Raw genomic sequence first — 20836 nt, forward strand, 5'->3', positions numbered from 1 at the left:
CGCGGCCGAAGAAGGAGATGGAATGCCATGGTAGTCAGCGACATCGAGAACCCGACGGGTCTGGCGCTGCACGAAGAGCTCGTCGAGCGCGCGCGTGCGCTCGCGCCGGCGATCCGTGAGCGCACGCGGCGCACCGAGATGTTGCGTGCGGTGCCGCGTGAATCGATCGAGGAGCTCATCGGCGCCGGGTTGGGAGGTAGGATCCTGGCCCCGCGCCGGTACGGCGGTGACGAGCTGACGCTCGACACGATGTACGACGTGTCCGTGGAACTCGGGCGCGCGTGCGCGTCGACAGCGTGGTGCGCGGCGCTGCTGCCGCACGACGCCCACATGGTCGGGTTCTTCCCGCAGTGTGCGCAGGATGCGGTGTGGGAGGACGGCCCGGATACATGTATCGCCGCGTCGCTCGCTCCCGCCGCGACGGTACAGAAGGTCGAAGGCGGCTACCGACTGACCGGCCGGCACGGCTTCGCCAGTGGTGTCGATCATGCGGACTGGGTGGTCGTGAGTGGGCTCATCAAGAACGATGGCCGGGCGGCGAACCATCACTTCCTGGTGCGAAAGGGTGACTTCACGATCGACGACGACTGGTATGCGGCCGGGATGCGCGGTACCGGCAGCAAGACGATCGTGGTCGACGACGTGTTCGTTCCGGATGGATACGTGTTGCCTGCGACAGCACTGGTCGCGGGCGACGGGCCGGGCCGTGAAGTCAATCATGGGCCGCTCTATCGTCAGCCGCTTGCGCTGCACGCCGGTCTGACGTTCCTCGGCCCGATGATGGGGACGGCACTCGACGCCTACGACCACTTCGTCGAGTGGGCGCGCGGACGGGCACAGACGGCGGGATCGGAGATCGTCCAGGAGGCGATCGCGCAGGCCGCCGCCGACCTCGATCTGGCGCGGCTTGCGATCCGCCGGGTTCTGACGGCTGCCCGCACATCCACCAGCCTCGAACTCGCCGATCGTGCGCAGATTCTGCGCGACTACAACCGCGTCGCGGAGCTGCTCACTGGACTGGTCGACCGGCTGTTTCGTCTCAGCGGCACGTCCGCGTTCAAGGAGGCCAGTCCGATGCAGCAGAAGTGGCGAGACATCCGCATGATGGCCAGCCACGTCTCGTTCACCCGTGCCAACGACCAGCACTACGGCCGGATGGTCCTCGGTCTCGAACGCGATCCCAAGCTCGCCGTGTTCTGAGCTGTACCCACATCCGGCAGGCCCCAGATCCCGACAAATCAGGACCCCGACAACCGGGCTTCGAGAGGAAGAAACACATCATGGCCGCAGTCAGCCAGCTCAGTTACGTTGTGGGGACGTCGAGCGATGTTCCCGCATGGAAGCGTTACGCGACGGAAGTGCTCGGATTGGAGGTGTCGCGGGACAGCGAGGAGAGCCTGCTCTACGTCCGCGCCGACGACCGACACCACCGGATTGCGGTGCGGTCCGGACATGAGGACGACGTCGCGTACGTGGGATGGGACGTCCCTTCCCGGGACGCACTCGAATCCGCCGCAGCCGCACTGGAACTGGCCGGTGTCGAGGTGACCGCGGGTACACCCGAGGAGGCCGCCGACCGTCGCGTCATGGACTTCGTGTACTTCACGTGCCCGTACTCCGGCGTGCGGATGGAACTTGTCCTCGGCCACGAGACGGTCTTCATGCCGCGGTTCCGCCCTGCCCGCGACCTCGCCGGCTTCAACACGGGCGAGATGGGTATGGGGCATGTCGTCCTGTACGCCGACGATGTCGTCGGCGCAGCCGGATTCTATTCGCGCGTATTGGGTTTCGGAGTCACCGACTTCGCGCACATTCCCCAGGTCGGACCGTTCGCAGTGTTCCTGCACTGCAACCGCCGACACCATTCCCTCGCGTTCATGCACATCCCGGGAGCGCCGCGGCGCATCCAGCACGTGATGTTCGAGACCGTCAGCATGGACGATGTGGGGCACAGCTACGACCTGTGCCTCGAACGAGGTATCACCAGTACATCCACGGGACGCCACCAGAACGACCATGTCTTCTCGTTCTATTTCCGCAATCCCTCCGGTTGGCATTTCGAGTACGGGTGGGGACCGCGCACGGTGGATCCGGAGAACTGGACGGCGGAGAACTATTCGCTCGGATCCGGCTTCGCATGGGGTCACGACGGCCTCATGAAGATGGTTTGATGAGGACGGTGAACTGACCGATGGAACCGTACATCGTGGGGTTGGGCGGCACGATGCAGACGCGGTCGTCGACCGAGACGGCCCTGCAGATCGCGCTGGCCGCCGCCGCCGACGCCGGGGCACGAACCGAGATGTTCGGCAACGACGTGCTCGCCCGTCTGCCCATGTACGATCCCGGACGCCCGCGGTGCGCGGAATCCGACCGCCTCGTTGATGCACTGCGCCTCGCGGACGGGGTGATCATCGCGTCGCCGGGGTACCACGGCTCGGTGTCGGGTCTGGTCAAGAACGCCCTCGACTACGTGGAGGAGCTGCGCGAGGACGAACGGCCGTACCTGTCGGGACGGGCAGTGGGGTGTATCACCACTGCGTACGGCTGGCAGGCCGCGGTGACCACCCTGCAGACGCTGCGCAGCATCGTCCACGCACTGCGGGGTTGGCCCACTCCGCTCGGCGCGGCAATCAACTCGTCGGTCACCCGGCTCGGTTCCGACGGGCCGCCCGATCCGCGAGTCGACTTCCAACTGCGCACAGTCGGCAGCGAAGTGTGCGTGCTCGGCCGGGTGCTCGGCCGGGCGGTATAGGCCGACGGGCGTTGGGACACCGCGCCCGTTGGTAACCGCTACGCCCTGGTGTTCGGCGCCGAACACCAGGGCGTAGCGCGTGCGGGACCCGGTCAGGCATCCTCGAAGATCGCGAAGTGCTTTCCGGCAGTGAGCCCACCGTCTACGGCCAGGGTGGCGCCCGTGATGTAGCTGGCCTCGTCCGACGCGAGAAACACTGCAGGACGGGCGATTTCCTCGGGCTCTGCATACCGATTCATCGGGCACAGACCGTCCAGGAGCGAACCGTGCCCGGGCACGCGCTCCAGGTAGTCCTTGATCCGGGGAGTCATCGTGCTACCCGGGCAGACGGCGTTGACCCGGATGTTGTCTGGGGCGTAGTCCATCGCCATGTTCCGGGTGAGCATCAGGACACCGGCTTTGGCGGCACTGTATGCGGAACAACGATTCTCGGCGAGAATCCCTGCCGTCGACGAGATGTTGACGATACTGCCGCCTCCGACGCGCCGCAGCTGCGGAATGACGTGCTTCGAGGCTCGGTACACCGACGTCAGATTGAGGTCGATCACGCGATACCAGTCGGCGTCGTCCATCTCGTCGACTCGTTTCGGCAGGCTCGCGCCGGCAACGTTGAACAGCGCGTCCACGCGATCGTAGTCGGCCAACGCGGCATCCACCACGTCCGGTACGGCACTGGAATCGGTGACGTCGGCGGCGACCGCGATGCACTCGCCCCCGCGGTCACGGATCTGCGCGGCCGTCGCGCGGGCCGCCCTGATGTCCACGTCGGCGGCCACAACGGCACCGCCCCGCGCGGACCACTCGACCGCGATGGCGCGGCCGATGCCGGCGCCCGCGGCGGTGACGACGGCCGTTCGGCCCCGAAATGGCTGATGCATACTCGGTGACGACATGTCAATTCTCCTTTTCTATCCTGTGGTACAACGGATTTCGTGCTATTGCAGGGTTGACCGGAATTGAATGGAACCATAGGATCGGCGACATCGGCGACCGCCCGTTCCGAGCGCCGGAATCACCCGGATACTGTCACCGGCACACTCGAACATCTTGTTTCCGAGGACCATTCGATGCGGAGGCCCCTCACATGGTGAACACCACCATATCCGAACCCGAATCCGCGACCGACTACGAACAGGTACGTGCGTCGATCGCAGCGCGATTCACCAACCCACTCGACATCCCGAAGGAGATCTTCTCCGATCCTCTCGTCTACCGTGAGGAACTCGAACGCATCTTCTACGGCCCGTACTGGCACCCGGTTGCGCATCGCGCCGAACTGGCCGAGATCAACAGTTTCAAGACGACCTGGCTGGGGGAGATTCCGATCCTCGTCAGCCGTGGTTCCGACGATCGGATTCGCGCGTTCGTCAACACCTGTACGCACCGCGGGACGTTGCTGGAGCAGCGCGAGGTGGGGGTCGCCACCGAGTTCCAATGCCCGTACCACCGATGGCTGTTCAACAACGGAGGCGAGTTCTGCGGAGCACCCGGGGAGCGGGAGTTCCGATCGGATTTCGACCGCAAGGACTACGGGCTGCCGGAGCTGCGGGTGTCCGAGATGGCCGGCCTGGTCTTCGTCACCCGCCATCCCGAGACTCCGCTTTTGGAGACTTTTCTGGGAGAGGTTGCCGAGCCGATTCGCGACTGCCTGATCGACGACGGTGATCTGACGCTGCTCGGCTACCAGAAGGTTGTGTACAAGGCGAACTGGAAGACCTACTTCGACAACGACTTCTACCACGCACCACTCCTGCACACCGGCTTCCGGATCCTGGGTTGGCAGGGCGGCAAAGGTGACGTGAGGATCACCCAGCCCGTTGGTCATTTCTCGGTCGGCTACCAGAGCACACCCTATGTGGACAACGGCTATCTGGCGGATCCCAGTGTGGTTCAGTTTCGCGGCACCGATGACCGGGCGCGGGTCGTGGCACTGCGGCCGGTGACCGTGATGACCAAGCACGTCGACACGATCAATGTGCGGTTCGCCCGACCCCGCGGTGTGGATCGCACCGAGGTGAGCTATGCGTTCTTCGGGCACGTCAGCGACACCGACGAGTACCGCGAACACCGGGTTCGACAAGCTTCGAATCTGCTGGGGCCGAGTGGCTTCATCACCATCGAGGACGCCGCCGTGTTCAATCGGCAGCAGATGACCGCCGCGGACGGCACACTCGCCCGGTTCGTCAAGGGCGTGGACGGTCGTCCCGAGGATGCCACCCAGAACGACGAGATCGGCAACACCGTCGGCTGGGCCTACTACCGGGAGGTGATGGGTTTTGATCACTGAAACTTCCAACGAGATGCGCGCGATCGACGCGTTGCTAGGGTGCTACGCCCAGGTGCTCGACGAGCAAGACTGGGATCGGTGGCCCGATTTGTTCGCGGATGAGTGCAGCTACACGGTGCACACGCTCGACAACATCCGACGCGGTCTGCCGCTGGCCTACATGTACGACGACAATCGCGCACGAATCCTGGACCGGGTCAAGTTCATCACCGAGGTCTGGGCAGGGACGATCGAACCGTACCGCACACGCCACGTCACCCAGCGCACCCATGCCGCGCAGGTCGCGGAGAACCGGTGGGAGGTACGGGCGAACTTCCACGTCAGCTTCACCGAGAACGATTCTCTGTCCGGTCTGCTGGCCACCGGATACTACGAGGACGTGGTCGAGATCTCTGTCGACGGCGCGCAGTTCGTGAGCCGCGCGGTGCGGCTGGACAGCATGCCCGCACGGTACCTCGTCTACCCGCTCTGATTCGTCACCCCCGGCACGCGGACCTGAACCGATTGCCCGGGGTGACGAGCTCCACCCGGGAGATGCTCGTCGAGTGGGGAGGGAGGCGTCACTCGACCATCACCCAACTGAGTCAGTTTCCCCCACACCGAATGGAACCACCCGATGGATATCGCAACCGCGATCCGGAAGTCGCCCCTGAGCCGCTTCCAGTACCTGGCACTGACGGCCTGCCTCCTGGTCCTGACCATCGACGGATTCGACGTATTCGTCATGGGTTTCGTCCTGCCGCACCTACCCGACGGATTCTTCGACAGCAGTGCACAGAAGGGCTACCTGCTCAGCGCCGGTCTGGCGGGCATGGCGATCGGGTCGCTACTGCTCTCCCCACTCGGTGACCGATTCGGTCGCCGAGCGCTGGTGCTGTGGTGCCTGCTGGTCAACTTCGTCGGCCTGGTGGCCTCGGCCGCGGCTCCGAACGTCGAAATGCTGACGGCGGCAAGACTCGTCACCGGCCTAGGCATCGGCGGGATGACCGCGAGCCTGACGGTGCTGGTGCAGGAGTACTCGTCCGAGAAACGCCGGAATGCGGTCATGGGCGTCTACACGATCGGGTTTCCCCTCGGTTCGCTGGTCGGTGGATTCATCGGTTCCCTCCTGATCGGCGCGTTCGGCGGCGCGTGGCAGGCGATGTTCGTCTTCGGTGCCGTGATCACCGGTGCGGCATTCGTTCTCACCTGGACCTTGATCCCCGAATCCATTGAATTCCTTGTCACCCGCAACACGCCCGATGACCGAGCGAAGCTGGCCGTGCTTGCGGCGAAACTGTGCAACCCGGACGTCGATCCGGAGGCCCGGCCCGTGTTGGCAGCGAAGGCAGTCTCCACCGGGTCGATTCAGGGACTGTTCGAGCAGCGGATGTACGTGCGCACCGTCCTGTCGTGGGTCGCGTACTCGTGTGTGATGGCGACATTCTACTTCGCGAGTTTCTGGACACCGCAGCTGATCAAGGACTCGAGCGGTAGTGCGCAGCTCGGTACGACGGCCGGGCTCATCCTCAGCCTCGGTGGCGTGTTCGGTGCGCTCGCCTTCGGAGCGTCGTCGCTGCGGATCTCCGCGCAGAAGCTGCTGTGGATAGCGATGGTCGTCACCGGTGTCGCCATCGTCGTCTTCGCGTCCGTTTTCTCCTACACGGGTGTTGCCATCGCGTTGACTGTCGTCATCGGCCTGTTCACGTTCATCGCGATCACCGCGCTCATGGCGGTGGTACCACCGCTGTATCCGGTTCGGAATCGATCGACCGCGCTCGGATGGATGCTCGGGATCGGCCGGTTGTTTTCCATCTCGGCCCCCATCGCGGTCGGCTACGCGCTGCTGGTCGCCAGCCCACGGGCCCTGTACTTCTGGTCCGCAGTGCCCATGCTGATCGGCGCGGTCGCCACGTTCGTGCTGTGGCGCCACGTGCGGGGCGAGGCAGTGACCGATTCGGAGGCTCTGCCCGCCCGGACCGGGGACGAGGCTGTCACCGGAAGTTCCTGACCGAATAACATCGCGTCGTAACGGAAATGCCGCCGCGGGTGGCCGTCGGCCTGCAGTCCGACGGCCACCCGCGGAGCCGTCACGCGTGCGCGCCGGCGGGTGACGGGTGTGGCGGGGTGCCGAGCAGGTCGTGAAGTTCGCGCGCTACCCGGTCCGGGAGCTCGAGGCCGGGAAAATGGGTCTGCCCGTTGAGCCGGGTATAGCTGAACCACGGGTTGCGGGAGCGGAACTCCTCGTGCAATTGGTCGTACTCAGGAACCTTGGGATGGGAGAACACGTGCCGGATAGGTCGCGGTTCGACCAATCGCTCCATGCGCCCCATCGGGGAACCCCAGGTGTCGTAGGCGTTCTCGATGACGCGGCAGGCTCGTGACCACATGTCGAACGCGAAGCCCCCGCACTCGTGTTCCATGTGGTACCGCACCGCTTCGTCACTGCTGCCCGCCAGCCACGACTGCACGAGACCCTCGCGGCCGGCCAACCACGTCTCGCGCTGCTGAATAGCGTGCAGGCCTGCGACGAACTCCGGTGGGGGCGGAGTCATGATCAAGTCGAGGATCATCACCTGGGGTACCCGCTGAGCTCCGAGCGCGTCGGCGATATCGAGGGCCGCCCAGCCACCGTGGGCGTGTGCGACCGGTACGAAAGACTCGATCTCGAGTGCGTCGAGCAGAGCGATCGTATCGGCAGTCTGCTCGGCGACGCCGAAGTCACCAACCGGGGTACGGTCGGGGCCGTGCCCGCGCCAGCAGACCCGGATCACCCGGTGGTCCGGCAGCAGATGCGGCAGCAGCCGGTTGTAGGCCCGATGGTCGTGTGCCCAGCCGGTGAGAAGGACGATCGCGGGGCCGGGTGCGAGCCCCTGGTCGTCGAACGCGATCTGCACCCCGTTGACGGTCATGGTGTTGATCATGGTTGGTCTCCTGATCCTCTAGGTGTTGATGGTCGGACGAAGTCGGGTGGCGGCGAGCTGCGATTCGGTGAAGGCGGACACACGGCCGGCGGCGGTCAACAACGGGTTGCGCACGCGGTCGGGTACCGAATTCAGCAGACGCATCCGATAGGACGTGCGTTGTGTGCGTTCGGTGCCGGGACGCATGTCCCGCTCCCACACGGTCAGTGCATCGGCCGGTTCCCGACCCGGCCGACTCACGGCGTCGGCCAGTGCCACGGCGTTGGTCATGGCAGTTCCGCCGCCCTGCCCTAGATAGGGCGGTTGCGCGTGCGCGGCGTCCCCGAGGAACGCCACCGCCCCCCGAGACCACGCCGACATGCGCACGTATTCGAATGTGTCCCAGCGAATCCTGATGTCAGATGTCGCGGCCAAGAGCTGCGTGAGCACGGGAAAGCTGTGCTGCCACAGCGGCACGTCGAGGCGGGAACCGCGGATGGCGGGGTCGTCCGCGTCGCACACCAGCGCGAGGTAGATCAAATCCGGTGTGCACGGCGTGTACAGCAGGCGACGGCGTCCCCGGAAGAACTCGAGATGCTTGACTGCGTCCTCGGCTGGGAAGTAATCCGGCGAGGCCGGGATCATGAGGCGGGCGGCACCCTGCGTCATCCGGATCCTCCGGTACGCCAGATCGATGCTGTCCCGCAGCCGGGAGTGGACGCCGTCCGCGACCACCACGAGGTCTGACTGCTCGGTGGCGCGACCGTCGAATTCGACTGTGCCGTCAGGGCGGACTGCGGTGGCACCCGAGCCGGTGACGATGTCGACCCCGCTCTCGCGTGCCGACCGCACCAGGGCGGCAACGAGTCGCTCGCGCAGCAGTGTGTAGCAGCGGGGCCGGTCCGCCCCGTTGATGTCGATGCGGTAGAGCAGATCTCCCGTGTGGGTACGAGCCTCGACAGCCGGGCCCATGTGCGCTCCGTACGTCGCGTCGTCGAACGCTCCGATCGAGTCGAGCGCGAACAGGCCGTTGTCCCAGACGTAGATTCCCGCGCCTACAGCCCGGATCTCGGCCTGCCGTTCGTGGAGACGAACTGTCCAGCCCCGGCGGGCCAGGGCGGAAGCTGCGGTCAAACCGCCTATCCCCGCACCGATAACGGTTGCGTGCCGACTGTCCATGAGCGGCCTTTCTGATTAGGGCGCGTGATCAGGGGAGTGCGTGCCGGGAACCGGATCCCGTCCGGTGTCGCGGCCAGGTCGTGTCGCTGATGTCGCCGCTGCGGACGAATTCACCCCAGTACCGGCGGGTGCGGGCGCCTATCGAGGCTGCGTCGTCGGGTGACAGCGGATGGAGCATGGGGGCGTCGCGCCATGCCTCGTCGCTACCGAACAACAACGGAAGCTCGATGCAGTGGCATGCGCCGAAAGGGTTCGACGGATGCAGGCGGTGGAAACGGAAGCAGCGGACATCGGCACCGGCGTCGGTAAGTAGGTCGGCGAACCGGTCCGCCGGCGCATCGAAGACCTTGTGCTGCACGAGTTGCTGCACACCGGCCACGAGGCGGGGACCGACAATGGGCACCCGCCGCACGGCGGAGAACACGGGGTGTTGGCCGTAGAATGCTTCCATTTCGTCGGCCGTGGTACCGATCAGGACGCGCAGCCCGTCGGCGCCACGCACCACGGCGTCCTGCCACTGTCGTCGTGCCGGAAGCGGATCGGTGTCGTATACCGGAAGCAGGGGAGGTGCCGAGTTGAGGGCGGCCGGGCCGGCGAGCCGGCGGGCCGTGCGGTCCTGGGCGGCCAGGAGATCCGCGATATCGGCGCGATGCGGGTCGCCTCGCAGCTCGTCCAGAAACACGCCGGCGACCCGCTGCGCCTCGTCGTGGCCGTGGAAAGGGAGACCCAGTGGCGCGCTCTGCACGATCGCCTGCGTGAACGTGGCACGCGCTCGCTCGATGCCGAGCATCGCGACGACCGACTGTGCCCCCGCCGACTGCCCCGAGACCGTCACGCGCGCGGGGTCGCCGCCGAATGCGGTGATGTTGTCGCGGACCCACTCCAAAGCCGTGATCTGATCGAGCAATCCCAAATTTCCGGCTGAGATTCCCGGGGCTTCGAGGTAGCCGAGGACGCCGAGGCGGTACCCGACCGCCACGACGACGATCCCGGTCTCGCGGACCAGTCGGTCGGCGGCGTAGAGATTCCACTGTCCGCTGCCCGAGAGGTACGCGCCACCGTGCAACCACACCAGTACCGGGCAGGATCCCGGGTCTGCTCCGGCCGGCGCGGTGACCGTCACGGTCAGGCAGTCCTCCGACTGGGCGAGGGGTGCCGGTGCCCCCATGACGGCCTCGAGTCGGGACGGCAACTGCGGGGCGACCGGCCCCGGGATGGTGGCGTCGATGACCTCGCGGTGGGCCGGTTCCCGGCGGGGTTGTTCGAAACGCGCAGCGCGTGCGTAGCGGATGCCGTGGTGAACGGTGACACCGTTGGCGGTGGTACCGCGCCACTGTCCGGAGGGGGCTGTCACGTGGCCCATTGCGTCCTCACCTTCTATCGCAAGTTGACTTGCGATAGCAACACGGTAAGAGGGGCAGGGCGCATAACGCAAGTGTTCTTGCGATAATCGTTGTATGGTTACCTCCTCGGACGACGGCAGGCGGATTGCGGTGCGCGGGGCGAAGTTGCGTGCCCGGGTGCTGGACGCGACGATCGCCCGTATCGAACGCGTCGGGATCGACAACGTCCGCATCGCTGACATCGCGGCAGACGTAGGAGTGCACGAGACGTCCCTGTACCGGCGGTGGAAGACGTTGCCGCGCCTGCTCGTCGACGCATTGGTGTCCCGGACTGCCGCCGAGGTCCCGATCCCCGATACCGGCTCGACCAGATCGGATCTCGAGTTGTTTACGGCCGACCTCGCGCGTTTTGCGCGGACACCCGCAGGTATCGCACTGATCCGGGGCACTGTCGTCTCCGATACCGACCCTGAGGTCGAAGCCGCGCGCCGCGACTTCTGGGTGCAGCGGCTCTCCGCCGCGGAGGTGATCATCGAACGCGGCAAGCGGCGCGGCGAGGTCGATCCCGACGCCGATGCCCGGCTCGTCGTTCTGACGTTGGGCGGTCTGATCCATCTGTACGTCACGCATCTGGGTGACGAGATCCCCGCGCGACTTCCGGACGAGGCGGTGGCCCTCGTCCTCACAGGCATCGTGCGTCCCGGTGCACTCGCAAAGGCCAAGAGCGAAAATTAATCTCCGTTCCGCCCCGACTGCAGTCGGTCAGGTTCGCGGTTTCGCCGACCCGGCTCCTGGCCGTGCGCGCTTCGGCCGTGAGGACGACGGGAAGAACAGCGCGAGCATCGTGCCCGCGAGCAGTAGCACCGCGCAGATCGACAGCGCGTGCGAGTAGCCGGCCACGAGCGCGGATGCGCCGGAAGGCGCCGCGGCGGCAGTCGCCGCCGCCGCGATGCTGACCAGGCCGGCAAGACCGACTGAACCGCCGATCTGACGGGACGCACTCAACATACCGGCCGCCATACCGACCTCCCCGTCCGGCGCGTCTGCCGTCGCGACATTGCTCAAGGGCATGAACGACAGTCCTATGCCGATGCTCGTAGCGAGCGACGGCAGCAGCACCGTCGCGACGTACCCGCCGTCCGCGGACATCATCGAGAACCCCCACGCACCGGCGGCAGCGATCGCGGTACCGACGATCAGCAGCGGGCGAGGTCCGATTCGGGGCAACAGGCCGGACGATGCAACGATGCCGACGACGAGACCCGCGCAGAACGGTAGGAAGGCCACGCCGGTCACGGCGGGCGAGTATCCGAGGCCGCGCTGCATGTACAGCGAAACGAAGAAGAACGCGCCGAACTGCCCGGCGCACAGCACGCACATGATCGCGTTCGCGAGGCCGATCCTGGGCCGTAGCAACGTGGAGAAGCGCACCAGCGGATTCGGGGTCCGGCGCTCCACCACGACGAACGCAACGAACAGGGCGAGGGCGGCCACCGTGCCGCCGAGTACGACCCGCGAGCCCCATCCCTGGGTGTCCGTGACGCCGACCGTGCCGACCAAAACGGTCAGGGCCGCGGTGGCCAGGATCGCGCCCGGCACGTCCAGGGTGCCGCCGCCCGGCCGTGCGGGCACGCGCCCGAATCCGCGCGCGGCCGCCGCAGCAGCGACCAATGCCACCGGGGCACCGGCGAACATCACCCAGCGCCAGCCCAGGACCTGAGTGAGTACACCGCTGAGAACCACACCCAGCGCACCGCCGAGCGCCGAACTCATCGCGCCGACCCCGAACGCCCGCGCCCGGGCGGCCCCGTCCGGGAATGCCTGACTGAGCGCGGCCAGACCGGCGGGGGCGATCATCGCGGCCCCGACTCCCTGCACCGCGCGGGCCGCGACGAGCAGGCTTGCGGTCGGTGCGCACGTACCAGCGACGCTGACGGCCCCGAACACCAGCAGTCCGGCGACGAGGATGCGGCGCGTCCCGGCCACGTCGCACAACCGACCGCCGAGCAGAAGCAAGCCTCCGAACGCCAGTGCGTACGCGTTGACGACCCACGAGAGATCCGTGTCCGTGAAACCCAACGAGCGTTGGATGTCCGGCAGCGCAACGTTGATGACCGACATGTCGAAGGCGACGAGGAACTGCGCCGCCGCGGCGGCCGTGAGTACAAGTCCAGATCGGACGGATGGGGATGCAGGGAGAGTCGTCACGACAGTCTCCTAATTTGTATACGCGTTCTCATAATGAAGCGGTCTACCCTACGACCCCACGGTCCGGCAAGGCCTTCGACCTCCGCCGTCGGGCACAATGAGCGGATGGCCACACCCGCTGCCGATCACGGCACGCCTCGCCGCGGACGACCCCCTCGGTTGTCCGCGGACCGGGTCGTCGCCGCGGCCCGAGCTCAACTCGAACAGGGCGGCCTGGCCTCACTCAGCATGCGGGCGCTCGCCAAACACCTCGGCACCACACCGATGGCGCTGTACCGGCACGTCGGCGACAAAGAACAGCTACTCGACCGAGTACTCGACGAATATTCCCGGGGACTCGAGGACATCTCACTGTCCCAGGTCCCCAGAATCCGGATGTGCGAGATCTTCGTAGCGATCTTCGACACGCTCGCCGCCGAATCCTGGATCCTCGAACTCCTCGAGCGCGGAGGCCGCGGCGGAGCCGGCGCGCTCGTTCTCGTAGACCACGCGATCGCCGCTGGGCTGGAGCTCGGCATGAGCCCGCGGCGCGCGCTGCTGTTCTACCGCGCACTGTGGAACTACACCCTCGGCGCGCTGCTGAATCTCCGCATGCCAGCACCTGCGGAGGACATCACTCCGCTGGCCGCCAAGATTCGCGAGGCAGGTCCCGAGCGGCTGCCGGCACTGCACGCGGTGGCGGAGGACTGGCCGTCCGGAACGACGCGTGAGGACTACATCGACGGACTGCAGATCATGATCGAGGGATATCTTGCCCGGTACGGCGGCACCGGACCATCACCGGCTTCCTGACCTCACGCACCATCGTTGCGCCACGAAACCCGCGTCGTGGAACGGAAACCCGCGCAACGTTCCGCCAGGCGGACCGACACCGTTGCCTGGGTGAGGCCGGCGCCACAACACTGCACCCTCACGAGCGGATGTGGACACCAGATCCGGTGAGTCCACAGCGGCGGAAGGTATCCCATGATCGGACGACCACTCATGTCGCCGCGAGGTCGACCCTCGCGGCTCGGTGATCACCTCTTCTCGTGACAACCGCGGCGCCGGTGTCGCCCTGCCCGATCGGGCCCCGGAGAACCACGGTGCCCTACTGGCATCGAACGACACCGCGACCCCGTTCCGGGGCCGCGGTCGACCGCGGCGAAAACCATCCAGCGGACTCGACCCCACAGAGAACCCGGAGGAACCAGAATGAGCCCACGGACCGGCACCGAGTACACAGCGGGGCTGCGCGACGACCGCGAGGTCTGGGTCGACGGACGGCGCGTGCCGGATGTCACCGACTACGAACCCTTTTCCGGCGCGGTGCGGTCGGTCGCGGGACTGTACGACCTCCAGCACAAGCACGCCGACGATTGCCTCGTCGATCACCCCGACGGCGGAGAATTGATCAACGCATCACACCTGATTCCCCGTTCCCGCGCCGATCTCGAGAAGCGTCATGCCGCGATGGCCCACGCCGCCCGCTACTCCGTCGGGCTGCTGGGCCGATCACCCGACTATCTCAACGTCACGTTCGCCGGCCATGCAGGCCGGTCCGACGTCTGGGCGGCAGATGGAAACGAGGCCGGCGCACAGAATCTTGTTGCGTTCCAGGATCAGCTCGCCCGACGGGACCTGGCGCTGACCCACGCGATCATCCGGCCGACGGTCGACAAGGGTCTAGGTGACCTTGCGTCCGCCGGTGGCGAGTCGGCGCTGCACAAGGTAGCCGATACCGAGCACGGAATCGTGGTACGCGGTGCCATGGTTCTCAGCACCCTGGCCCCGTTCGCGGACGAAGTCGCCGTCTATCCCGGCCAGCCGATGCCGAAGGATGCCGGCAAGTATGCGCTCGCCTTCTCCGTTCCGATCGGGACGCCGGGCTTGAAACTGTTGTGCCGCGACAACTTCTCGGCGGCTGCGGGGCGCTACGATGCACCGTTCTCGGGGCGGTTCGACGAACAGGACGCTTTCCTCATCTTCGACGACGTCGAAATACCACGTGATCGTGTGTTCATCGATGGCAACACCACGGTCTGGAACGCGGCGATGATGAGTGGTTGGACCGCAAACATCATGCAGCAGACCACTATCCGGGCAGAGGCCAAACTGCGCTTCGCCTACGAGTTGGTCAGCCGCTGCTGCCGGGCGATCAACGCGTCGGACCCGCGGACCACCGAGATGCTCGGGGAACTGTGGACTTACGCGGAGATGACTCGCGCCCTTCTCGTCGCGGCCGAAGCGGGTGCGCACGAGTGGGGCAACGGCGTGTGGTTCTGCGACGAGCGCCCGTTCCGGGCTCTCCGGCCGACGCTGCCCAAATGGTTCCCACGCGTCAACGAGATCATCAAGCTGCTCGGCTCACACAACCTGCTGGCCACGCCGGCGGAATCCGCGTTCGATAATCCCGAACTGAAACCGCTACTGGACCGGCACCTGCAGGGCGCCGATGGGTTCGACGCCCGTGAGCGCGTGCGGCTGTTCCGTGCTGCATGGGACTTCGTCGGCAGCGCGCTCGGCGGACGCAACGAACTGTACGAGCTGTTCTACCTCGGCTCGGCGGCCCGGTCCTATCAGCTCAATCACGCTGTGGCACAGTTCGAAATGTCCGAATCTCTCGTCGATCCGATGCTGGGCATCGCCCCTGACGAACTGCACGCCGAACACGCGCCCGCATTCATCTAGGCCCACCCGTCCGGCCCCCTGCCGCCGACGCTGCGGCGGTGGGTCGGACGAGTGGGTGCGCACCGCGGTACTGCGCGATCAGAGCACGTGCCGCTGGGGTCCGAGGGCCGCCGGCGTGCCACGCCAACGCCAGGCGGCCCCGGAGGGAACCGCATGCGATGCCGAGGACATGCAACGAGCTCCGGCGGGAAACCGCATAGGGCTCAGGCAGAATCGCGACCCCGAGACCGCCCGCAGCGAGCTCCGCGAGCACCTCGGGATCGCCTGCCTCGATACCGATACGCGGCACGATCCCGGCGATCGCGAACGAGTCCTCCAAGACGAGGCGGGCTCCGACGCTGCGAGGGAAGCTGATAAGCGGCCGACTGCCCAGTTCGGCCAGCGTGACCTCGCATCGATCCGACCAGGGGTCGTCGTGTCGGACCGCCGCGACCAGCGGCTCGTCGGCCACCACCTCCAGTTGCAGCCCCGGCGGCACCGGTCCGGCGGGCGCGATAATTGCCGCATCGAGTCGGCCGTCGAGCAATGCGTCGACAAGCGTGTCCGAACCGGCCTCGGATACCGATACTCCGACCTCCGGGTGCTCGCGGTTGAACCGCGTCAGGAACGCGGGCAGATTGAACGCCACCGACGACGACGCGACGATTCCGAGGTTCACATGACCGCGCAGTAGACCAGAGTGCTCGTCGACGATGCGGCGCATGTCGGCCGCCGCGGCAAGCGCGGCGCGAGCGTACGGCAGCACCTCGTCCCCCACCTGAGTTAGGCGCACCGTGCGTGTGCTCCGGTCGAGAAGCGGTTGGCCCAGTTCGCGTTCGAGCTGTCGAACCTGCGCGCTGACACCCGACTGTGCGGTGTGCAACCTGGCGGCAGCCCTGGTGAAACTCGCCTCCTCGGCGACGGTCACGAAGTATGCCAGCTGCCGAAGTTCCATGCGAGAAGATGCTAGCAGCAAGCAGATTCGGATATTGGACTTCCGTAGAGGATCTCCCTCAGCATTGACATACCCACAGTCGAGACTGTGGCGAATTTGCTCCATGACGTTCGAGTTACTCTGTGCCGCAACCACATACATTCGGATCCGGTGAACGCCGCGCCGCACCCGCGGCCGGATCGGTAGCGCCAGCCGACGATCCGTCGATCCCTGAAGGGGGTACCCACGATGCTGGGAAAGAATCTCGTCCGAGCCGTCCTCGCCGGCGCCGCAGTCCTCGGGTTCACCGCCGTCCTCGTGTTCGACGACATTTTGCCCGCCGCGGCCGACCCCGTCCCCGATCCCATCACCGTCCACGTCGAGAACGACCAGGTCGCCAAACACGACTTCGGTGCCCCGGGGCTGGATGTCGGTGACGTGGACGTATTCTCCGACAAGCTCAGTCAGGACGGGCGGCAGGTGGGTCACGACGGCGGCGTGTGCTGGTTCACCAACATCGCGGGGCCCGACAGCCCCATCACCCATTGCGTGCTGACCATCCAGTTCGAGGAGGGGCAGATCTTCGCACAGGGCCTCGGAATTCACACCACCGCACCGTTCGACATGACCATCACCGGAGGGACGGGCAGGTACGCCGGTCTGAGAGGTGAGATCACCGTGTCCGGCGTCGCAACACCGGACGAGAAGTATGAGATCAGGTTCGCGAAGAAATAGCCCCGATGGGCGGGACTGGCGATGCACCGGAACGAGCGGTGAACACGGACCGGTGCACCGCTACCGGCGGTGGTGCCCGGCCCGTCGCGCGGGTAGCCGCTACAGCTGGTTTCCAGCGACCGAGGTTCCTCAGGGCTGCCGGTATCGGGCCGGACATCTCGTCACGATCCGTCGATGCGCCGGAGAAGCCGCGCGTGGCGGTCGGTCGGATCCCGACGAGGACAACTCGTGCATTTGTCGTTGCCTGCCCTGAGATGGATGAGGCAGCACGATGCTCGTCTGACGAACCGATCGGTGCGAGAAGAACTTTCGATGTCAACAAACCTCGGTGTGGGCAGCGGTGGTACGGCGAGCTCGACCGCGAGCGCGCACGCCTCGTCGATCTTGCCCAGCGTGCGGCCTGCAGCGAGGGCATGGCTGGCGACGGAGTCCGTCACGATCGCCCACAGGGCGCGATGTGCTGCACCGGATACCGCAGCGAGAGCGTCGATCACCGATCCATAGGCGACGACCAGTCCTGCGGCGAAGGAACGGGCGTCGTGTTCGAGTCGGTGCGAGCGCACCGCACCGAGGTATCCGTCGTCGCGCAGGGTGCACTCCAGCTGGTCCAAGTGCGGATCGGGCGCGCGGCGCTCGGTCGACAACATGAAGATGGGCGCGGCCACCAACGTCGAACTGGCCGAATACCACCACAACGTGCCGTTCACACGCGGATCGTTGCAGCTCCACCGTGCGCCTGTATCCGCGACGCGGGCGGCGAGCCAGTCTCCGTCGGTCATCCGATTCCCGGAGAACGTCTCGCCAACCAAGTCGATGGTGCGAGCGACTTCGCCGAGGAAGGGTGCCAGCCGCCGGTATGCTCCGGCGACTGACATCTGCGCATCGAGGCCGACCACGATGTCAGGTGTCAACGCGACCCCACAGATCGAGGACCCGCCGGCCGGTGGTTCGTACGCTCCCGCGTACACCGAAGACGGCTCCGAGCAGCTCGGTTGTGAGGACGTGCTCGGGCGTGCCGACGGCGACCACCTCTCCCGCCTGCAGTACGGCGATCCGATCGCAGTACTCGGTTGCGAGGCGCAGGTCGTGCAGGGTGACGAGCACCGCGAGGCCGCGGGCGGCCAGTTCGCGCAGGAGTTCGAGCACTCCGAGTTGGTGGCGCAGGTCGAGGTGATTGGTCGGCTCGTCCAGAAGGAGCACCTTCGGTTCCTGCGCGAGCGCGCGGGCGATCGACACGCGTTGGCGTTCTCCGCCGGAGAGTTCGGTGACATCACGGTCGGCCTGCGAGGTGAGAGCAAGCTGGTCGAGTACACCTGCCACCACATCGTCGTCTTCGGGTTGGAAGGGTGTGAGCCAGCCACGTCTCGCGGTGCGACCGAGTCGGACGGATTCGCGTACGGTCAGACCGCCGAAGGCGACGGGTTCCTGGGTGCTCACCCCGATCGTGCGCGCCACCTGTCGGCGACGCAGAGTGTGGATCTTCTCGTCGTCGAGCACGATCGCGCCGGCCGTGATCGGCAGGGCACGATAGCAGGTTCGCAGCAGCGTTGTCTTGCCGCTACCGTTGGGTCCGACCAGGCCGATCACTTCGCCCTTTGCGACCTCGAGATCGACCCCGTGCAGGACGGTGCGTTCCCCGAGCCGGGCGTGCACTCCGGCCGCGCGCAGTCGGGTCATCGGGCTACCTGCCGGTAACGTCGCCACAGCATGACGATGAACAGGGGGCCTCCTGCAAGGCCGGTGATCACGCCGATGGGCAGTTCGGCGGTGTTGCTCAGCGAGCGGGCGAGGATGTCGGCGAGTACGAGTGTGACTGCGCCGAGAAGAGCTGCAGTCGGGACGAGATGCGCCGCGTTGCGGCCGACGAGATATGCGGCCAGATGAGGCACCAGCAGGCCCACGAACCCGATCGTTCCCGATACCGCCACCGCCGAGGCCGCCAGCAACGACACGGCCAGCAGGATCAGGATGCGGAAACGAACAACATTCATGCCGAGCGCGGTCGCGCCGTCGTCACCGGCGAGAAGCAGATTGAGGGGCCGACTGCACAGTACGACCGCGGTTCCGACGATGCACAAAACCCCCGCGGGCACCATCAACGACGTCCAGTTCGCGTCGCCGAATCCGCCCGCGAGCCACTGCATCACGGTTCCGAGCTGGTGCACGTCGCCCAAGACCAGAAGTACGAAGGTGACGAGCGAGGAGAAGACCATCGACAACGCCACCCCGACCAGCACGATCGCCGTCACCGAACGCGCGCGCAGGCTGACCACGATTGTCGCGGCAAGGGGGAACAGGGCTCCGAAGAACGCAGCGAGAGGCAACGTGAAGATCCCGAGCGTACCTGCGCCGAAGCCGAGCACCGTCACGGTGGCGACACCGAAGCCGGCGCCGGAGGACACCCCGAGAAGATAAGGATCGGCGAGGGGATTGCGTGTCACCGCTTGCGCGACGGCTCCGGCGACAGCGAGGGCGGCGCCTACCACCGCGGCGGTCAGTGCTCGAGGAAGGCGAGATTCGAAGACAATCGCGTCGCGGGTCGGGCTCCACCATGCGTCACCCCACCACGCCTCGAGTGGGACGGGAGAGAGGCGGTATGCAACGATGGCCCACACGTCACCGAGCGGAATGGTAAGCGTGCCAAGCGACACCGCGACCCCTATCGCGAGGACGAGCGCTGCGGCGAGTAGCGCGAGCACCATCACCGGCGGGCATCGACGCTCTCTCAACGCCTCTCTGGGCGTGATTCGTGCGCGACGGGGCGGGGTATCGGCGGTGAGCGTGCTCACGCCACGAACGCTTCCGGGTGGAGCGCTCGCGCAATGGTCTCGACAGAAGTGACCATGCGTGAGCTTTCGAAGAAATCGTCGAGTGGGACGACGACGAAGCGTCCGTTTCGTACCGCCGGAGTGGTTGCCATGATGGGATGGTTCTTCAGGAAGGTGATCTTGTCCTCGGCACGGGTCGACCCGTAGTTGAGGACCACGATGGCTTCGGGCTGACGTTCGCCGACGATCTCCCAGCTGGTTGCGAAGTATGGCTTGGAACCTTCGGCGGTGATGTTCTCGAGCCCGGCGTACTTACCGATGAGGTTGCCGATTCCGACCCCACCAACCGAGAGAGGCTCGGCCTCCCCGGAGTCGTAGAAGAAGGTGCGGATCGGTCGCACGCCGGCGGCGTCGAGTCGGGTACCGACAGCGTCGAGACCGGAAGTAATCCGTTCCGACAGTTCTGCCGCCGCTTCTTCTGCACCGAGGATCACCCCGAGCTGAGCGAAGTCGTTTACGAGCAGCCCTATGTCGGAGAATCCCTGCCCGCAGTACTCGGAGAACAGGAATGTGCCGATACCGGAGGCTTCGAGAGTGTCGCGGCCGAATCCGATCTTCTCGTCGAACGCGCTGCGCATGCCCCCGACGATGAGATCGGGCTCGAGATCGAAGACCTGTTCTGAGCTCGGATACTCCTTTGCGAGCGCCGGGATGGCACGGAACTGTTCCGCGGTCTCAGGCAACGGATCGGACTTTTCGCCGTATCCCATGCCGACGATGCGGTCGCCCACACCCATCTGGATCAACGTCTCGGTGACGTGGTCGTTCATCGAGACGATGCGCTGGGGGGCAGCGTCGAAGGTGACCGTGCGGTCGCAGTTCGTGATGGTCACCGGTTCGGCGAACGGTTCGACGGTGGTGTCCGTGGTGATGACAGTGCCGCGTGAGCAGCCGGTCAGCAGCAGCGCCGCGGCTGCGACGGAGGCGAGGGCGATGATGTGGCGGCGGTCGGGGTAGGTCTGGTGAATCATGGACCTCTGCTCTGCTCGGGTGGCTCGAGCGGGCCACCACGACAGCAGGCGCCGATGGCGAGGTG

Annotated in this window: 20 protein-coding genes; 10 read left to right on the forward strand and 10 right to left on the reverse strand. The window is 66.2% G+C overall.

What is annotated here, in order from left to right:
* The first annotated feature begins 27 nt into the window (after window positions 1-27).
* The 3 genes from ACN675_RS04935 to ACN675_RS04945 all read left to right on the forward strand — a co-directional run bounded on the left by ACN675_RS04935 (window position 28) and on the right by ACN675_RS04945 (window position 2755).
* Window positions 28-1200, forward strand: a complete 1173-nt coding sequence (locus tag ACN675_RS04935) for an acyl-CoA dehydrogenase family protein (protein ID WP_420749798.1) — start codon at window positions 28-30, stop codon at window positions 1198-1200.
* Window positions 1201-1280: 80 nt separating this feature from the next.
* Window positions 1281-2171 carry a VOC family protein gene (locus tag ACN675_RS04940; RefSeq protein WP_420749799.1) on the forward strand — a complete coding sequence of 297 codons (891 nt, stop codon included), beginning with the start codon at window positions 1281-1283 and terminating at the stop codon, window positions 2169-2171.
* Between the two features lie 20 nt (window positions 2172-2191).
* Window positions 2192-2755 (forward strand): NADPH-dependent FMN reductase, encoded by a 564-nt coding sequence (locus ACN675_RS04945; RefSeq protein WP_420749800.1) that lies wholly within the window; start codon window positions 2192-2194, stop codon window positions 2753-2755.
* Between the two features lie 92 nt (window positions 2756-2847).
* Here the strand turns inward: ACN675_RS04945 and ACN675_RS04950 are convergent, their stop codons facing one another.
* On the reverse strand, window positions 2848-3648 hold the full coding sequence (locus ACN675_RS04950; protein ID WP_420749801.1) for an SDR family NAD(P)-dependent oxidoreductase: 801 nt from the start codon (window positions 3646-3648) through the stop codon (window positions 2848-2850).
* Window positions 3649-3839: 191 nt separating this feature from the next.
* Between ACN675_RS04950 and ACN675_RS04955 the strand changes: the two genes are divergently transcribed.
* From ACN675_RS04955 to ACN675_RS04965, 3 genes are all read left to right on the forward strand, one after another.
* Window positions 3840-5042 carry an aromatic ring-hydroxylating oxygenase subunit alpha gene (locus tag ACN675_RS04955; protein ID WP_420749802.1) on the forward strand — a complete coding sequence of 401 codons (1203 nt, stop codon included), beginning with the start codon at window positions 3840-3842 and terminating at the stop codon, window positions 5040-5042.
* Window positions 5032-5514: an aromatic-ring-hydroxylating dioxygenase subunit beta gene (locus ACN675_RS04960; RefSeq protein WP_420749803.1), complete on the forward strand. Its 483-nt coding sequence runs from the start codon at window positions 5032-5034 to the stop codon at window positions 5512-5514. The genes ACN675_RS04955 and ACN675_RS04960 overlap by 11 nt, the downstream gene beginning before the upstream one ends.
* A 144-nt stretch (window positions 5515-5658) precedes the next feature.
* Window positions 5659-7032: an MFS transporter gene (locus ACN675_RS04965; protein WP_420749804.1), complete on the forward strand. Its 1374-nt coding sequence runs from the start codon at window positions 5659-5661 to the stop codon at window positions 7030-7032.
* Window positions 7033-7111: 79 nt separating this feature from the next.
* On the opposite strand, the gene ACN675_RS04970 is transcribed toward ACN675_RS04965, so the two are convergent.
* The 3 genes from ACN675_RS04970 to ACN675_RS04980 are packed head-to-tail and all read right to left on the reverse strand — an operon-like array spanning window position 7112 to window position 10466.
* Entirely contained in the window at window positions 7112-7942 is an 831-nt protein-coding gene (locus ACN675_RS04970; RefSeq protein WP_420749849.1) for an alpha/beta fold hydrolase, read from the reverse strand.
* A gap of 21 nt (window positions 7943-7963) precedes the next feature.
* Window positions 7964-9103 carry an FAD-dependent oxidoreductase gene (locus tag ACN675_RS04975; protein ID WP_420749805.1) on the reverse strand — a complete coding sequence of 380 codons (1140 nt, stop codon included), beginning with the start codon at window positions 9101-9103 and terminating at the stop codon, window positions 7964-7966.
* 28 nt (window positions 9104-9131) lie between these two features.
* Complete coding sequence (locus tag ACN675_RS04980; protein WP_420749806.1) at window positions 9132-10466, reverse strand: carboxylesterase family protein; 1335 nt, start codon at window positions 10464-10466, stop codon at window positions 9132-9134.
* 94 nt (window positions 10467-10560) lie between these two features.
* Between ACN675_RS04980 and ACN675_RS04985 the strand changes: the two genes are divergently transcribed.
* On the forward strand, window positions 10561-11181 hold the full coding sequence (locus ACN675_RS04985) for a TetR-like C-terminal domain-containing protein (protein ID WP_420749807.1): 621 nt from the start codon (window positions 10561-10563) through the stop codon (window positions 11179-11181).
* A gap of 27 nt (window positions 11182-11208) precedes the next feature.
* Here ACN675_RS04985 and ACN675_RS04990 read toward each other — a convergent pair whose 3' ends face one another.
* A complete protein-coding gene (locus ACN675_RS04990) occupies window positions 11209-12654 on the reverse strand; it encodes an MFS transporter (protein ID WP_420749808.1) in 1446 nt (481 codons plus the stop codon).
* A gap of 105 nt (window positions 12655-12759) precedes the next feature.
* Here ACN675_RS04990 and ACN675_RS04995 point away from each other — a divergent pair, with 105 nt between their 5' ends.
* Together ACN675_RS04995 and ACN675_RS05000 are read left to right on the forward strand one after the other, a co-directional pair.
* Window positions 12760-13446, forward strand: a complete 687-nt coding sequence (locus tag ACN675_RS04995; RefSeq protein ID WP_420749809.1) for a TetR/AcrR family transcriptional regulator — start codon at window positions 12760-12762, stop codon at window positions 13444-13446.
* Window positions 13447-13848: 402 nt separating this feature from the next.
* Window positions 13849-15324, forward strand: coding sequence for a 4-hydroxyphenylacetate 3-hydroxylase N-terminal domain-containing protein (locus ACN675_RS05000; protein ID WP_420749810.1), 1476 nt, complete (start codon window positions 13849-13851; stop codon window positions 15322-15324).
* On the opposite strand, the gene ACN675_RS05005 is transcribed toward ACN675_RS05000, so the two are convergent.
* The gene (locus ACN675_RS05005; RefSeq protein ID WP_420749811.1) at window positions 15317-16258 is read right to left on the reverse strand and encodes a LysR family transcriptional regulator; all 942 of its coding nucleotides are present in this window, start codon (window positions 16256-16258) and stop codon (window positions 15317-15319) included. The two genes, ACN675_RS05000 and ACN675_RS05005, sit on opposite strands and share 8 nt — an antisense overlap.
* A gap of 228 nt (window positions 16259-16486) precedes the next feature.
* Between ACN675_RS05005 and ACN675_RS05010 the strand changes: the two genes are divergently transcribed.
* Window positions 16487-16972: an allene oxide cyclase barrel-like domain-containing protein gene (locus tag ACN675_RS05010; protein WP_420749812.1), complete on the forward strand. Its 486-nt coding sequence runs from the start codon at window positions 16487-16489 to the stop codon at window positions 16970-16972.
* Window positions 16973-17133: 161 nt separating this feature from the next.
* Here ACN675_RS05010 and ACN675_RS05015 read toward each other — a convergent pair whose 3' ends face one another.
* The 4 genes from ACN675_RS05015 to ACN675_RS05030 all read right to left on the reverse strand — a co-directional run bounded on the left by ACN675_RS05015 (window position 17134) and on the right by ACN675_RS05030 (window position 20771).
* On the reverse strand, window positions 17134-17751 hold the full coding sequence (locus tag ACN675_RS05015) for a (2Fe-2S)-binding protein (protein WP_420749813.1): 618 nt from the start codon (window positions 17749-17751) through the stop codon (window positions 17134-17136).
* Between the two features lie 121 nt (window positions 17752-17872).
* Window positions 17873-18649, reverse strand: a complete 777-nt coding sequence (locus ACN675_RS05020) for an ABC transporter ATP-binding protein (protein WP_420749814.1) — start codon at window positions 18647-18649, stop codon at window positions 17873-17875.
* The gene (locus tag ACN675_RS05025) at window positions 18646-19674 is read right to left on the reverse strand and encodes a FecCD family ABC transporter permease (protein ID WP_420749850.1); all 1029 of its coding nucleotides are present in this window, start codon (window positions 19672-19674) and stop codon (window positions 18646-18648) included. The genes ACN675_RS05020 and ACN675_RS05025 overlap by 4 nt, the downstream gene beginning before the upstream one ends.
* Window positions 19675-19757: 83 nt before the next feature.
* Window positions 19758-20771 carry an ABC transporter substrate-binding protein gene (locus ACN675_RS05030; protein WP_420749815.1) on the reverse strand — a complete coding sequence of 338 codons (1014 nt, stop codon included), beginning with the start codon at window positions 20769-20771 and terminating at the stop codon, window positions 19758-19760.
* Window positions 20772-20836: the final 65 nt, after the last annotated feature.

It is taken from the genome of Rhodococcus sp. O3, assembly GCF_048897285.1.
In the GTDB taxonomy this organism is placed as follows: domain Bacteria; phylum Actinomycetota; class Actinomycetes; order Mycobacteriales; family Mycobacteriaceae; genus Rhodococcus.

What these genes read in the sequence shown, in the direction of transcription:
- ACN675_RS05000 (WP_420749810.1), top strand. Translation starts at nt 13,849, where the DNA reads ATGAGCCCACGGACCGGCACCGAGTACACAGCGGGGCTGCGCGACGAC.
- ACN675_RS04985 (WP_420749807.1), top strand. Translation starts at nt 10,561, where the DNA reads ATGGTTACCTCCTCGGACGACGGCAGGCGGATTGCGGTGCGCGGGGCG.
- ACN675_RS05010 (WP_420749812.1), top strand. Translation starts at nt 16,487, where the DNA reads ATGCTGGGAAAGAATCTCGTCCGAGCCGTCCTCGCCGGCGCCGCAGTC.
- ACN675_RS04965 (WP_420749804.1), top strand. Translation starts at nt 5,659, where the DNA reads ATGGATATCGCAACCGCGATCCGGAAGTCGCCCCTGAGCCGCTTCCAG.
- ACN675_RS05015 (WP_420749813.1), bottom strand. Translation starts at nt 17,751, where the DNA reads ATGACCGACGGAGACTGGCTCGCCGCCCGCGTCGCGGATACAGGCGCA.
- ACN675_RS04980 (WP_420749806.1), bottom strand. Translation starts at nt 10,466, where the DNA reads ATGGGCCACGTGACAGCCCCCTCCGGACAGTGGCGCGGTACCACCGCC.
- ACN675_RS04955 (WP_420749802.1), top strand. Translation starts at nt 3,840, where the DNA reads ATGGTGAACACCACCATATCCGAACCCGAATCCGCGACCGACTACGAA.
- ACN675_RS05025 (WP_420749850.1), bottom strand. Translation starts at nt 19,674, where the DNA reads ATGGTGCTCGCGCTACTCGCCGCAGCGCTCGTCCTCGCGATAGGGGTC.
- ACN675_RS05020 (WP_420749814.1), bottom strand. Translation starts at nt 18,649, where the DNA reads ATGACCCGACTGCGCGCGGCCGGAGTGCACGCCCGGCTCGGGGAACGC.
- ACN675_RS04935 (WP_420749798.1), top strand. Translation starts at nt 28, where the DNA reads ATGGTAGTCAGCGACATCGAGAACCCGACGGGTCTGGCGCTGCACGAA.
- ACN675_RS04950 (WP_420749801.1), bottom strand. Translation starts at nt 3,648, where the DNA reads ATGTCGTCACCGAGTATGCATCAGCCATTTCGGGGCCGAACGGCCGTC.
- ACN675_RS05005 (WP_420749811.1), bottom strand. Translation starts at nt 16,258, where the DNA reads ATGGAACTTCGGCAGCTGGCATACTTCGTGACCGTCGCCGAGGAGGCG.
- ACN675_RS04940 (WP_420749799.1), top strand. Translation starts at nt 1,281, where the DNA reads ATGGCCGCAGTCAGCCAGCTCAGTTACGTTGTGGGGACGTCGAGCGAT.
- ACN675_RS04975 (WP_420749805.1), bottom strand. Translation starts at nt 9,103, where the DNA reads ATGGACAGTCGGCACGCAACCGTTATCGGTGCGGGGATAGGCGGTTTG.
- ACN675_RS05030 (WP_420749815.1), bottom strand. Translation starts at nt 20,771, where the DNA reads ATGATTCACCAGACCTACCCCGACCGCCGCCACATCATCGCCCTCGCC.
- ACN675_RS04995 (WP_420749809.1), top strand. Translation starts at nt 12,760, where the DNA reads ATGGCCACACCCGCTGCCGATCACGGCACGCCTCGCCGCGGACGACCC.
- ACN675_RS04945 (WP_420749800.1), top strand. Translation starts at nt 2,192, where the DNA reads ATGGAACCGTACATCGTGGGGTTGGGCGGCACGATGCAGACGCGGTCG.